The sequence below is a fragment of the Streptomyces sp. GESEQ-4 genome (genome assembly GCF_017948455.1).
Lineage (GTDB): Bacteria > Actinomycetota > Actinomycetes > Streptomycetales > Streptomycetaceae > Streptomyces.
The window spans coordinates 666,392-678,841 of the sequence record NZ_JAFFSU010000002.1; the positions used below are offsets into that span (position 1 = coordinate 666,392).

At 70.6% G+C, this 12,450-nt stretch carries 11 protein-coding genes and 1 pseudogene; 5 read left to right on the forward strand and 7 right to left on the reverse strand.

Annotation, left to right across the window (positions count from 1 at the left end; translation table 11 throughout):
• Nucleotides 1–2: 2 nt before the first annotated feature.
• Together KCH48_RS08155 and KCH48_RS08160 are read right to left on the reverse strand one after the other, a co-directional pair.
• A complete protein-coding gene (locus KCH48_RS08155; RefSeq protein ID WP_210571460.1) occupies nucleotides 3–1,838 on the reverse strand; it encodes a glycoside hydrolase family 15 protein in 1,836 nt (611 codons plus the stop codon).
• 112 nt (nucleotides 1,839–1,950) lie between these two features.
• The gene (locus KCH48_RS08160) at nucleotides 1,951–2,730 is read right to left on the reverse strand and encodes a DeoR/GlpR family DNA-binding transcription regulator (protein ID WP_210571461.1); all 780 of its coding nucleotides are present in this window, start codon (nucleotides 2,728–2,730) and stop codon (nucleotides 1,951–1,953) included.
• Between the two features lie 124 nt (nucleotides 2,731–2,854).
• Here KCH48_RS08160 and KCH48_RS08165 point away from each other — a divergent pair, with 124 nt between their 5' ends.
• A complete protein-coding gene (locus KCH48_RS08165) occupies nucleotides 2,855–3,736 on the forward strand; it encodes an SIS domain-containing protein (RefSeq protein WP_210571462.1) in 882 nt (293 codons plus the stop codon).
• 11 nt (nucleotides 3,737–3,747) lie between these two features.
• Nucleotides 3,748–4,602, forward strand: a complete 855-nt coding sequence (locus KCH48_RS08170) for a class II fructose-bisphosphate aldolase (RefSeq protein WP_210571463.1) — start codon at nucleotides 3,748–3,750, stop codon at nucleotides 4,600–4,602.
• Here KCH48_RS08170 and KCH48_RS08175 read toward each other — a convergent pair.
• Together KCH48_RS08175 and KCH48_RS08180 are read right to left on the reverse strand one after the other, a co-directional pair.
• The gene (locus KCH48_RS08175; RefSeq protein WP_210571513.1) at nucleotides 4,577–5,341 is read right to left on the reverse strand and encodes a class I SAM-dependent methyltransferase; all 765 of its coding nucleotides are present in this window, start codon (nucleotides 5,339–5,341) and stop codon (nucleotides 4,577–4,579) included. The genes KCH48_RS08170 and KCH48_RS08175 overlap by 26 nt on opposite strands.
• Before the next feature lie 11 nt (nucleotides 5,342–5,352).
• Complete coding sequence (locus KCH48_RS08180; protein ID WP_210571464.1) at nucleotides 5,353–6,486, reverse strand: methyltransferase; 1,134 nt, start codon at nucleotides 6,484–6,486, stop codon at nucleotides 5,353–5,355.
• Between the two features lie 152 nt (nucleotides 6,487–6,638).
• Here KCH48_RS08180 and KCH48_RS08185 point away from each other — a divergent pair, with 152 nt between their 5' ends.
• Nucleotides 6,639–7,280 (forward strand): alpha-ketoglutarate-dependent dioxygenase AlkB, encoded by a 642-nt coding sequence (locus tag KCH48_RS08185; RefSeq protein ID WP_210571465.1) that lies wholly within the window; start codon nucleotides 6,639–6,641, stop codon nucleotides 7,278–7,280.
• Nucleotides 7,281–7,503: 223 nt separating this feature from the next.
• Nucleotides 7,504–8,748 (forward strand): ROK family protein, encoded by a 1,245-nt coding sequence (locus KCH48_RS08190; RefSeq protein WP_210571466.1) that lies wholly within the window; start codon nucleotides 7,504–7,506, stop codon nucleotides 8,746–8,748.
• A 113-nt stretch (nucleotides 8,749–8,861) separates the two neighbouring features.
• Here the strand turns inward: KCH48_RS08190 and KCH48_RS08195 are convergent.
• The 3 genes and pseudogenes from KCH48_RS08195 to KCH48_RS08205 all read right to left on the reverse strand — a co-directional run.
• Nucleotides 8,862–9,364 (reverse strand): annotated as a pseudogene (locus KCH48_RS08195) (leucine zipper domain-containing protein); the annotation flags it as partial.
• A 17-nt stretch (nucleotides 9,365–9,381) separates the two neighbouring features.
• Nucleotides 9,382–10,554: a 4-hydroxybenzoate 3-monooxygenase gene (locus tag KCH48_RS08200; protein WP_210571467.1), complete on the reverse strand. Its 1,173-nt coding sequence runs from the start codon at nucleotides 10,552–10,554 to the stop codon at nucleotides 9,382–9,384.
• A 126-nt stretch (nucleotides 10,555–10,680) separates the two neighbouring features.
• Nucleotides 10,681–11,466 carry a helix-turn-helix domain-containing protein gene (locus KCH48_RS08205; RefSeq protein WP_210571468.1) on the reverse strand — a complete coding sequence of 262 codons (786 nt, stop codon included), beginning with the start codon at nucleotides 11,464–11,466 and terminating at the stop codon, nucleotides 10,681–10,683.
• A gap of 134 nt (nucleotides 11,467–11,600) precedes the next feature.
• Here KCH48_RS08205 and KCH48_RS08210 point away from each other — a divergent pair, with 134 nt between their 5' ends.
• Complete coding sequence (locus KCH48_RS08210; protein WP_210571469.1) at nucleotides 11,601–12,392, forward strand: siderophore-interacting protein; 792 nt, start codon at nucleotides 11,601–11,603, stop codon at nucleotides 12,390–12,392.
• Nucleotides 12,393–12,450: the final 58 nt, after the last annotated feature.

Sequence of the window (12,450 nt, forward strand, 5' to 3'; positions counted from 1 at the left end):
CGTCAGCCGAGAGCGCGGTCGAGATTGAAGGCCGCGCTGATCAGCGCGAGGTGGGTGAACGCCTGCGGGAAGTTGCCCTGTTGCTCGCCGGTGTGGCTGATCTCCTCGGCGTACAGGCCGAGATGGTTGGCGTACGTGAGCATCTTCTCGAAGGCCAGGCGGGCCTCGTCGATCCGGCCGGCGTGGACCATCGCCTCGACGTACCAGAACGAGCAGATCGAGAACGTGCCCTCGTCGCCGCGCAGTCCGTCCGGGCTGGCCTGCGGGTCGTAGCGGTAGACGAGGGAGTCCGAGACCAGGTCGTGGGTGAGGGCGTCGAGCGTGGACAGCCACTTCGGGTCGGTCGGGGCGATGAACTTCGTCAGCGGCATCATCAAGACGGCCGCGTCCAGTACGTCGCTGTCCTCGTACTGCACGAACGCCTGCCGTTTCTCGGACCAGCCACGCTTCATGATCCGCCGGTAGATCGTGTCCCGGTGCCCGCGCCAGCGGACCAGGTCGGCGGGCAGACCGCGCCGGTTGGCCATGCGGATGGCCCGCTCGATCGCGACCCAGCACATCAGGCGTGAGTACAGGAAGTTCTTACGGCCGCCGCGGGTCTCCCAGATGCCTTCGTCGGGCTGGTCCCAGTTCTCGCAGACCCAGTCCACCAGGGCGCACACGTCGTCCCACTGGTCGCTGGAGATGGGCTTCGCCCACTTGTCGTAGAGGTAGATCGAGTCGATGAGCGCGCCGTAGATGTCGAGTTGCAGCTGCTCGGCCGCGCCGTTGCCGATCCGCACCGGCGCGGACCCCAAGTGCCCTTCGAGATGGTCGAGTTCCTGCTCGGTGAGGTCGGTGCGCCCGTCGACGCCGTACATGATCTGCAGCGGGCCCGAGGGTTTGCCGTCGCCCGGACTGACGTGCCGGGTCACGAACTTCATGAACGCCTCGGCCTCGCCGGTGAAGCCCAGCCGCAGCAGGGCGTACACGCAGAAGGCGGCGTCGCGCACCCACACATACCGGTAGTCCCAGTTGCGTTCGCCGCCGATCTGCTCGGGCAGGCTCGTCGTCGGCGCGGCCACGATCGCCCCGGTCGGAGCATAGGTGAGCAGCTTCAGGGTGAGCGCGGAGCGGTGCACCATCTCCCGCCAGCGGCCCCGGTACTGGGACTGGGACAGCCAGCGCCGCCAGAACGCCACCGTGACGTCGAACTGGCTCTCGGCCTCGGTGCGCGCACAGCCGCGCGGCTCCACCGCGCCGCCCACCTGGTCCAGCGCGAACACCGCCGACTCACCCTCGGCGAGCTTGAAGTCGGCGCGCGCGTCCAGGCCCTCGGCCTCCAGCGGCACGGTCGCGGTCAGCCCCAGCGACAGGCCGTCGGAGGCGAACACCGCCACGTTGCCCTCCATGCGCACGGTGTGCGGGACGCAGCCGTAGTCGAAGCGGGGCGCCACCCGCGCGCGGAACGGGATGGAGCCGCGGACGCACAGCACCCGCCGGATCAGCCGGTGCCGGGCTACTTCCTCGGCCTCGTGGCCGATCGGCATGAAGTCCTGCACCTCACCGACGCCTTCCTCGGTGAAGAACCTGGTGATCAGGACGTTCGTGTCCGGGAAGTAGAACTGCTTGGTGCGGGCCGGTACCGAGGCGGCGAGCTCGAAGGCGCCGCCCCGCTCCGTGTCCAGGATCGCGGCGAAGATGCTGGGCGCGTCGAAGGACGGGCAGCAGTACCAGTCGATGGTCCCGTCGGTCCCCACCAGGGCGACGCTGCGCAGATCGCCGATCAGCCCGTGCTCGGCGATCGGCAGATACCGCGAAGCCCCCGGTACGCCCTGATCGCTCGCTGTCCCGTCCATCACAGCCTCCCTGGCCCGGCCCCGTACCGCAGCCTCCCTGGCCCGGCTCGAACGGCGTCACAGTCAGCCTAGATCCGTCCGGCGCGCGCTGTCGGGACAATCGGCCATGGCGTCAGACGGCGATCACCTGGATCCCGGCCTCCTCGAACCGCCGCACCGTCTCGGGACCGGCCGCCGTGTCCGTGACCAGCGTGTCCACCGCGTCGGCCGGGCAGATCCGGGCGAACACCCGCCGCCCCAGCTTGCTGGAGTCGGCGGCGACGACCACGCGCCTGGCCCGCTCGCACAGCAGCCGGTTGATCGCGGCCTCCGCCTCGTCGTGCGCGGCAGCGCCGTGGGTGACGTCGAAGGAGACGACGCCGAGCACGGCCACATCGATCGTGATCTGGCCGAGCACACCGTCCGCGAGCGGCCCGATGAGCTCGTACGACTGTGCCCGCGCGACCCCGCCGGTCACCACGATCTTGAACTGGGGCCGGACGGCCAGCTCGTTGGCGATGTTGAGCGCGTTGGTGACGACGGTCAGCGCGGGGGAGCCGGACGTGAGATCACTGCGTACGGCCAGCGCGCGGGCCACCTCCGTGGTGGTCGTGCCGCCGGTCAGCCCGACCGCCTCGCCGGGCGCGACGAGACCGGCGACCGCCTTGGCGATCCGCTGCTTCTCGGTGGCGTGCCGGGCGGTCTTGTAGCGCAACGGCAGTTCGTACGACACCCCGTGCACGACCGCGCCACCCCGGGTGCGGACGAGCATCTGCTGCTCGGCCAGCTGGTCGAAGTCGCGCCGGATCGTCGCCGCCGACACCGCCAGCTCGGCCGCCGCCTCCTCGACGTCCAGCCGGCCGCGCTCGACGAGCAGCTCCAGCAGCGCCTTCCAGCGGGCGTCCCGCGACATCCGCACCCTCCGTCCCTCGATCTTCCGGCGACCCTAACGCACGCCCGTCCCGCGCGACTGCTTGATTGTGCTCGAAAACTGGATCTATCTTGCAAGAACAATCAAAGCGAGGGAGGGGTACGGCATGACCCATGTCGAGGACGAACTGACCAGCCAGCCCGAGTGCTGGACGCGGGCCGCGGCGGAGGCCGGCCGGTTCCGGGGAGTGCTGCCGGCGCCGGGGGAGCGGGTCGCGATCGTCGGGTGCGGCACGTCGTACTTCATGGCACAGGCGGCAGCGGCGCTGCGGGAAGGCGCGGGGCAGGGCGAGACGGACGCGTTCGCCGCGTCGGAGTTCCCCTACGGCCGCTCGTACGACCGTGTAGTCGCCCTCACCCGCTCCGGCACCACCACCGAAGTCCTGGAACTGTTTGGGCAGTTGAGGGGCCGCACGCGCACGACCGCTCTCACCGCCGACCCCGACACACCCGTCATGACGGCCGCCGACGACGTCGTGGTCCTCGACTTCGCGGACGAACGGTCCGTCGTGCAGACCCGGTTCGCGACCACCGCGCTGACCCTGTTCCGCGCCCACCTGGGCCTGCACACCCACTCCGTGGTGGCCGACGCCCGCACCGCGCTCGCCACCCCGCTGCCCGAAGGGCTCGTCGACTGCGCGCAGTTCACCTTCCTGGGCCGCGGCTGGACCGTGGGGCTGGCCAACGAGGCGGGACTGAAGATGCGCGAGGCCTCGCTGTCGTGGACCGAGGCCTACCCGGCGATGGAGTACCGGCACGGTCCCATCAGCATCACCACCCAGGGCACCGCCACCTGGATGCTCGGGGAGCCGCCCGAGGGCCTGGCCGAACAGGTGCGGGCCACCGGCGGGTTGTGGGTGGCCGGCGCTCTCGACCCGCTCGCCGAACTGGTCCGCGCCCAGCGGCTCGCGGTCGCCGTCGCCGCGGCGCGCGGCCTCGACCCGGACCGGCCCCGACACCTCACCCGCTCGGTGATCCTCGCCGACTGAAGGGACTCACCGTGCCCCTCACCACCACCGGCGAACTCGTCACCCGGGCCGCAGCGGCCCACTCCGCGGTCGCCGCCTTCAACATCATCACGCTGGAACACGTCGAGGCCGTCATCGCCGGCGCGGAATCCGTGGACGCGCCCGTCGTCCTCCAGATCAGCGAGAACGCGGTCAAGTTCCGCTACGGACGCCTGCTTCCGCTCGCCCGTGCCGCCGTCGCCGTCGCCGAACGGGCCGCCGTACCTGTCGCGTTGCACCTCGATCACGTCCAGAGCGACGACCTGCTGCGGCAGGCGCCGGGCGCCGGGTTCAGCTCCGTGATGTACGACGCGTCGCGACTGCCGTACGAGGAGAACCTCGCGGCGACCAGGGCCGCCGTCGACTGGGCGCACGCCCAAGGGCTGTGGATCGAGGCCGAGTTGGGACAGGTGGGCGGCAAGGACGGAGCGCCGCCGCTCGACGCCCACGCTCCCGGCGCCCGCACCGACCCCGCTCAGGCCCGTGCCTTCGTCACCGACTCGGGCGTCGACGCGCTCGCGGTGGCCATCGGCAGCTCCCACGCCATGACCACCCGCACGGCCACCCTCGACCACGCCCTCCTCGAACGCCTCGCCGCCGCCCTGGACGTCCCGCTGGTCCTGCACGGCTCCAGCGGCGTACCCGACTCCGAACTGACCGCGGCCGTCGCGGGCGGCATCGCCAAGGTGAACATCGGCACCGCCCTCAACCTCGCGATGACCGGCGCGATACGGGAGTACCTGGCTGCCCACCCCGACGCCGTGGACTCGCGGAAGTACCTGAGTGTCGGGCGTGAGGCGATGGTGCGGACGGTCGCGGAGATCATCCGGGTGCTGGGCGGGCGGTGAGCAGCGGCTGGTAGAACGAAGTGTGCCAAGTGACGTCCGTGAAACCGGACGCGGTCACCAGGTCGGTCAACTGCCCGCGAGTCAGCGCCCAGTAGGTGGTGCGACGCACGCGCACACTCCAGCCGTCGCCCGCCGGGAGGAGCTGGAAGTGTTCCAGGTCGTAGCGCTCGCCGTCCTCGTGCCAGTGCCACAGCTGAAAGGTGATCACCTCACCGTCCCCGGTGCGTGAGACCTGAGGAGGGGCCGCCGTGGGCCTGGTCCGTCGGGCCTCTTCGTAGTCCCGGACGGTGACCACCAGCAACCCGTCCTCGCGAAGTACCCGGCGGATCCCCGTCAGCGCCGCCTCGACGTCCCGCGCCGACAGCAGATGCGGCAACGCGTTGTCGGCGCAGACGACGACGTCGAACACGGACGGCGTGAACGGCAGCCGCCGCATGTCCGCGACGGCCACCGGAAGGCGTACGCCACGAGCGGCGGCTTCGTTGGCCGCGCGTGCGGCCGCCACGGGACTCAGGTCGCTGCCGACGACCTGATGTCCCAGCCGCGCCAGCCCGATCGCCTGGGTACCGATTCCGCAGGAGCAGTCCAGGACCCTGCGCGGCCCGGCTCCCGGGCGCGGCCGGATCACCTTGTCCAGCACCGCCGCCTGTCGCGCCATGCTCGCGTCCCAGTCCGGGAAGATCAGGTGGTAGTCGGGGGCCAGCTCGTCGTAGAAGTCCCGCACCGAATCCTCGGACACACCCACGGCTCCTACTCCTTGACGGCTCGCAGCACCACGAACTTCGGGTCGCCGGCGACCAGTTCACTGTTGCCGAACAACCGCCGCAGCTTCACGTGGTAGCCCAGGTGCCGATTGCCGATCACCCACAGCTCACCCCCGGACCGCAGCGCGCGCCGCGCCTCGCTGAACATCCGCCATGCCGTCGCGTCGGTCGTCGCCTGGTGGGAGTGGAACGGCGGATTGTTGAGCACGAGGTCGACGCTGCCCGCGGGCACCCCCACCAGCCCGTCCCCGACCCGGAACTCGGCATGCCCCGATACCCCGTTCGCCTTGTACGTCGCCTCCGCCGAGGCCACGGCCTGGAACGACTCGTCCGTGAACAGCACCTCGGCCTCGGGAGCGGCCAGCGCGATCGCCGTGCCGACGACACCGTTGCCGCAGCCCAGATCGACGACGCGTGCGCCGCCGGTGTCGTACGGCAGATGCTTCAGGAAGAAGCGCGTGCCGATGTCGAGCCGTTCGGCGCAGAACACGCCGGCGTGGTTGACGACGGTGGCACCGGAGGCCGGGCCGATGTCGTCGGGGAGCGTGTAGGTGTGCGGCCATGGGTTGGCGGACGGCGCCTGGGCGGCCTCGGGCGTGCAGAAGATGAGCCGGGCCTTCTTCTCGGCGAGCGAGGTGCGGGTCGGGCCCAGGATCCGCTCGAACAGCCGCAGCGTGGAGGTGTGGATCTCCTTCACCATGCCGGCACCGACGACGACCGTCCCTTCGTGCACCGCGGGCGCCAGCCTCAGCAACTGGTCCTCCAGCAGCGCCAGGCTCTTGGGCACCCGGACGAGGAGGACGTCGACCCGTGCGGGCGGCGGATCCTGCGTGGTGAGGAGGGTGACGGCGCCGGGCTCGACGTCGTTGCGCGCGAGGTTCGCGCGGGTCGCCTCCTGGCCCAGATACGAGTCCGTGATCTGCACCGGCCGCTGCGCCGCGAGCGCCGTGACCAGAGCGCCCCAGCGGTCGCCGAGAACCACGACCGCCCCGGACAGCGGAACCTCCTGGTCCGCGAGATGCCTCAGCAGATAGTCGTCGGAGGCATCCCACGCGCGCAGCCTCTCACGCGGGTCCTCAGGGAAACGGGCCAGCGCGAGCTCGCCCCAGGGTGTCGTCATACGGTCGTCCATCGTGCGCCCAGCCTAAGCGGCCCCTGGTGAAGTCAGCTGCGGTAGGGCAGCGCCCCGTAAGGGGCGCGGGGAACTGCGCGACCAGCCACAACGAGGCCCGCAGACGAAAGACGGCCTATCGCGGCGGCAAGATGGGGGGCATGGACGCCGAGCTGTTCCCCAGGGCCCGTACGGAGATCGCGCCCGGCGCGGTGCACGTCCCGGACTGGCTGGACGCGGAGCGCCAACGCGAGCTGCTGGAGGCCTGCCGCGACTGGGCCCGTCCGCCGGCAGGCCTCCGCACGGTCCGCACACCCGGCGGCGGCACGATGACCGCCCGGCAGGTCTGCCTGGGCCGGCACTGGTATCCGTACGGCTATGCCCGCACGGTCGTCGACGGGGACGGCGCGCCCGTGAAGCCGTTCCCGGAGTGGCTGGGCGAATGGGGGTGCCGGGCGGTGCGCGACGCCTTGAGCGAACCGGCTGTGGCGTACGACATCGCACTGATCAACTTCTACGACGCCGACGCCCGCATGGGCATGCACCGCGACAGCGACGAGAAATCCGACGCGCCGGTGGTCTCACTCAGCCTCGGCGACACCTGCGTGTTCCGCTTCGGCAACACCGAGACGAGGACCCGGCCGTATACCGACGTCGAACTGCGCAGCGGGGACCTGTTCGTGTTCGGGGGACCGTCCCGGCTCGCCTACCACGGGGTTCCGCGGGTGTACCCGGGCACCGCACCGCCCGAGTTGGGCCTGACCGGGCGGCTGAACGTCACGCTCAGAGTCAGCGGCCTGTAGGGCCCGTCCGGCGGATCATGCCGGCGTCGCGGGGGCCGACAACGCCGCTCTGCGGCGTTGTCGTCGGCCGCCGATTCCCCACGCTCGAGTGCGCTCGCGCGGGAGGCACCCCCATCGCCCCCCCGCTCACCCGCACTGACGGGGTGCCGTTCCGTGCAGCCGGCCTGATCCGCCGGACCGGCCCCAGCCCGCTCGACCTGCGGATCATGGGAGACTCGCCGTCATGAGCGGGAAGGCGGACCCCCGGCCGGCGGGGGAAGGGACCACCTCGAGGACGCGGTTGGACCGGGGGCGCGGTGCGCTCGGGCCCGCGCTGGAGCTCGTGCACACCGGGCGGGCGCCGACCAGGGCCGTGCTCACCGCCGAACTGGGGGTGACCCGGGCGACGGCGGGCGCGGTGGCCGCCGAGCTGGAGGCGCTGGGGCTGATCCGGGTCGACGCCCGGCCCGGCGCCGCGGCCGGTTCGCAGGGGCGGCCCTCGCACCGGCTGTCCGTCGCCGAGGACGGGCCCGTCGTCCTCGCCGCACAGGTGCACGCCGACGGATTCCGGGCGGCACTGGTCGGGCTCGGCGGCCGGATCGTCGCCACCGCGCCGGGCTGCGAGACCATCGACGCCGACCCCGCGAAGGTCCTCGGATCCGTGGTGGAGGCGGGCGCCGACCTGCTGCGCACGACCGGGCGGCGCTGCGTGGGCGCCGGGCTCGCCGTGCCGTCCGCGGTCGCCGAACCGGACGGTCTGGCCCTGAACCCGCTGCACCTGGCCTGGCCCGTGGGCGCGCCCGTCCGCCGGATCTTCGCGGAGTGCGTACGCGCCGCCGGGATCACCGGACCGGCGTTCGCGGGCAACGACGTCAACCTCGTCGCGCTCGCCGAACACCGGCACGGCGCCGGCCGCGGCGCCCGGCACCTGCTGTGCGTGGCCACCGGGCACCGGGGCGTCGGCGGCGCGCTCGTCCTCGACGGGCGTCTGCACACCGGCAGTTCGGGCCTGGCCCTGGAGGTCGGCCACCTCACCGTCAACCCGGAGGGCCGCCCCTGCCACTGCGGCAGCCGCGGCTGTCTCGACGTCGAGGCCGACCCGCTGGCCTTCCTCACCGCGGCGGGACGCGAACCCGGCCCCGAGATGTCGCTGGTGCGGCAGTCCGACGACCTGATCCGCAACCGGTACGACGACGTGTCCGTCCGTAGAGCCACCGAGGAGCTGATCGACCGGCTCGGCCTCGGTCTCGCGGGCCTGGTGAACATCCTCAACCCGGACCGCATCATCCTCGGCGGACTGCACCGCACGTTGCTCGAAGCCGACCCGGAGCGGCTGCGCGCCGTCGTCGCCGACCGCAGTCTGTGGGGCCAGAGCGGCGGCGTGCCGATCCTGGCATGCACGCTCGACCACAACAGCCTGGTCGGCGCGGCGGAACTGGCGTGGCAGCCGGTGCTGGACGATCCGCTGGGGGCTCTGGCCCACGAGTGACCGGGCGCGGGGCTGTGACATATGCGGCTCCGCCGCGGGGCGCGACCAGCCACGACGAGCCCGCAGACGATCGACGGCCCATCGGGGGCACTTCTCGCGGAGCGCCAGCTGTTTTGACCCGCAGGGTTGTTGACGCGGCTGATGGGTGGCTGGCCGTCGAGTGCTGTGTGGCACTCGTGGTGCGTTTGTGGATGGTGCCGCTGGCGCCGAGAACCTGGGCGAACAACCGGGACCGGTAGCAGGAACCGGACTGCCGCCCTTGCACGCGTCGGTGGTGGCCTGCCGATTGGCATTGGCCCTCTGGCGAGCGAACCGTCGAGGCGGGGATTCCCAGGATCGGGCCGATTCGCGCGCGGCCGAGCTTGCGTTCGCGCCGCAACTCGCAAATCCGGCTCTCGACATCGGTGGGGGTGCGGCGCGGCGTCGTTCGCGGACGGCGAGGTCGGTCATACAGTCCCGCGTTACCTTCGGCTCGGCAGCGCCGAACCCCCTTGTGGGCGGTGGCGTGGGAGATGCCCATTTCGTCGGCGACATGGGCAACGGGCCTGCCCGCGCGGCCCCGGTCGATCGGGAGCCGTCTGCCATGGACGGTGAGTCGGGCATTGGGGTGCGGCAAAGGGACCTCTGTTGTGGCTAGTTGGTTCCGGCGATGAGTTCACTGAACAGCTTGTTCGCCGCGTCCGAGGTGAACTGGCGCTGCAGTTCGGCGCGGGCGACTTGCTTGCGGAACTCGCCTTCGTAGCCGGTGAAGCCTGCGTTGTGCATGGTGTCGGTGATCCAGGTCGCGAACGCCTGGTAGTTCCAGATGTGCGGCAGACAGGTCTCGGAGTAGCTGTCGAGGAGGCTGGAGTCGCCTTCCTTGACCCGGCGGATAACGGCGTGGGCGAAGACCTCGGTGTCGTGAAGGGCGAGGTGGATGCCCTTGGCGCTCATCGGCGGAACGATGTGGGCCGCGTCGCCGAGGAGGAACAGCTTGCCGTAGCTCATCGGGTCGAACACCACGCTGCGCAGCGGCACGATCTGCTTGGTGACGATCTTGCCGCTCGATACGGGGCAGCCGAAGCGGGCCTCCAGCTCGCTCCAGATGCGCTCGTCCGGCCACTGCTCGGGGGTGTCGTCGATCGAGCACTGCAGGTAGATGCGGCTGGCCTGCGGGCCCCGGGGGATCATGCCTGCCAGGCCCAGTTCGTGGATTGCCATGCCGGACGGACTCGCCGGCACCGCGGCCAGGACGGTGAGCCAGGAGTATCCGTACTCGTGGGAGTACTCGGTCAGCGCGGAGGCGGGGATGGTGCCCCGGCTCACGCCGTGGAAGCCGTCGCAGCCGGCGATGAAGTCGCAGTCGATGGCCTTCGCTGAACCGTCCGCCTGCCGGTAGCGCACGACGGGGCGCTCGCCGGTGACGTCCTCCCAGGAGACAGCGGCCGCTTCGTAGCGGAGGTCTCCGCCGTCGCGCAGGAAGACGTCCGTGAGGTTGCGCACGAGTACCTGCTGGGGACAGTAGAGGCTTTCGTTGTTGTCGTCGGCCACGTCGATCGGCATCGCTTCGCCATCGATGTAGAAGCCGCCCTCGCTCTCCGGCATGGTGTCGCCGGCCAGGACCTCTTCCAGACCCCACTCACGGAACATCCGCACCCCGAAGGCATCGATGGTCCCGGCGCGCTGGCGCTGCTCTACATAGGCGCGGGGGTGCTTTTCCAGCACGATGCAGTCGATGCCGTTGCGCAGCAGGAAGTTGCCGAGCGTCAGGCCGGCGACACCGGCCCCGATGATGACGACGGTCGTGTTTTCGCGTGTCTCGGTCATGGCACCACTCTGGAACCCACACCATTCAGTCCACCACCGGTGAATGGACAGCAGATACGGAAAAGCCGCCAATCCCTTGGGGCGCGCGGCACCGAAGTGTTTCTCGAGCACTGGAAGCGGGTTCGGCTACTTGCTGGAGTTGCGTAGGTCCGCCTGATAGCGGCCGGGTGTCTGGCCGACGACCTCGGTGAAGGCGTCGATGAAACTGGAGGGGTTGGACCAGCCGCACGCCACCGCGGTCTCGGTGACGGACATGCCGTCGGCGAGGTGCGCCAGGGCGTGGTGGATGCGCAGGATGGTGCGCCAGCGGTGGAAGCTCATACTCAGTTCTGCATGGAACAGGCGGCTCAGGGTGCGCTCACTGGCCCCCACCATCCGTCCCAGCTCCGCCAGGGTGGCGGGCCGGGCAGGATCCTCATGCAGCAGATCGGTAGCGGAACGCAGCCGGTCATCACTGGCTTCGGGTAGGTGCAAGGACTGCTCGGCGGCGTCGGCGAGCTCGTCCACGATCACGGTGAGCAGTCTCCTGTGCGCACCGGGCCGCCTTTCCGGCCGGTCGGTGAATGCAAGGAGTGCCTCGCGCAAGAGGGGGCTCACCGCGAAGACGCTTGGATGATCCACGAGCTCCGCGCACAGGTCGAGCGGGACGGCGAGCAGACGGACATCGGTCTGGCCGTAGAAGCGGTGCGAGTGCGCGAAGTGCGGCGGCGTCCACGTGACACGGTTGGCCGGGGCGACCCAGGTACCGCGCTCCGTCGCGGTGGCCAGCGCGCCGGCAGCGGCGTACACGATCTGCCCCTGGGGGTGTGAGTGCGGATCGAGCTGGTAACCGTGCGGTAGCCACGCTGCCCCTTGCAGCGTCGCTTCTTCGGTTTCTGCGGGCGCTGTCGAAGGTTGGCGGTCTTTCGGCATAAGGCGTCAGTTTACCGGTGGCCTGACGGGCATCCTGGAGCTGACAGTGGGCGCATGAGCATTGAGACCCGCGCCCGCCGCCGTGAGAGCTGCCGGCGATGACTCCCCGAATCCAGCGCCCGCGCAGGCGGCGGATGCTGTCGCTGACGGTGCAGGGCAGTGAGCAGATCAGCCCTCATTTCATGTCCATCACGCTGGGTGGAGACGACATCCAGCACCTCGATCGGTCGGGGTTCGACCAGTCCGGTCGCCTCTTCTTCGCCGACCCTGACGATGACAACGTCTTCCTGCCGAGCAGTGAGCGGTGGATTCTCCAGCTCACCCTGCAAGGCTCCGCCAAGCAGCGCCCAAGGGTCAGGACGTACTCGATCCGGCGTTTCAGGCGCGACGCGCTGGCGTTCGACATCGAGATCGCGCTCCACGAAAGCAACGCATCCCACAAGCCCGCTGCCCCCGGGAGCCGGTGGGCGCTGGCTGCCGAGCCCGGGGCGAAGGTGGCCTTCTTGGACCAGGGATACAGCTACGCGCCCACCACTGGCGCCACTTGGCAGCTTCTTGTAGGTGACGAGAGCGCGCTGCCGGCAATTCTCGCCATCCTGGAACGCTCCACCGAGACCTCCGAGGCGCTGCCGGCCGAGGTGTTCCTCGAGGTCCCGGCCCCTGAGGACATCCGCAGTGAGATCACTGCGCCCCCGGGCACCGCCATCCACTGGCTGCCGCGCAGTGATCCCTCCGCGAAACCCGGCGCCCTCGCCCTTGAGGCGGTGAAGCAGGACCAGCTTCCCGACGGCCGCTTCTACGCCTGGACAGCAGGCGAATCCTCGCTGGCGACCGGCGTGCGCCGCCATCTCGTCGGCACCCGCCACATCCCCAAGTCCGACATCTGTTTCCGCGGCTACTTTACCCACGGCAGAGCCAGCCTCTGACCGCCTCGCGTCAGCCGGCAAGAACGCGGCACGAGGTCCCGGCAGCGACTCAGCAGGC

Coding starts and splice junctions, on each gene's coding strand:
- KCH48_RS08155 (WP_210571460.1), bottom strand. CDS start 1,838: ATGGACGGGACAGCGAGCGATCAGGGCGTACCGGGGGCTTCGCGGTAT.
- KCH48_RS08160 (WP_210571461.1), bottom strand. CDS start 2,730: ATGTCGCGGGACGCCCGCTGGAAGGCGCTGCTGGAGCTGCTCGTCGAG.
- KCH48_RS08165 (WP_210571462.1), top strand. CDS start 2,855: ATGACCCATGTCGAGGACGAACTGACCAGCCAGCCCGAGTGCTGGACG.
- KCH48_RS08180 (WP_210571464.1), bottom strand. CDS start 6,486: ATGACGACACCCTGGGGCGAGCTCGCGCTGGCCCGTTTCCCTGAGGAC.
- KCH48_RS08185 (WP_210571465.1), top strand. CDS start 6,639: ATGGACGCCGAGCTGTTCCCCAGGGCCCGTACGGAGATCGCGCCCGGC.
- KCH48_RS08190 (WP_210571466.1), top strand. CDS start 7,504: ATGAGCGGGAAGGCGGACCCCCGGCCGGCGGGGGAAGGGACCACCTCG.
- KCH48_RS08200 (WP_210571467.1), bottom strand. CDS start 10,554: ATGACCGAGACACGCGAAAACACGACCGTCGTCATCATCGGGGCCGGT.
- KCH48_RS08205 (WP_210571468.1), bottom strand. CDS start 11,466: ATGCCGAAAGACCGCCAACCTTCGACAGCGCCCGCAGAAACCGAAGAA.
- KCH48_RS08210 (WP_210571469.1), top strand. CDS start 11,601: ATGCTGTCGCTGACGGTGCAGGGCAGTGAGCAGATCAGCCCTCATTTC.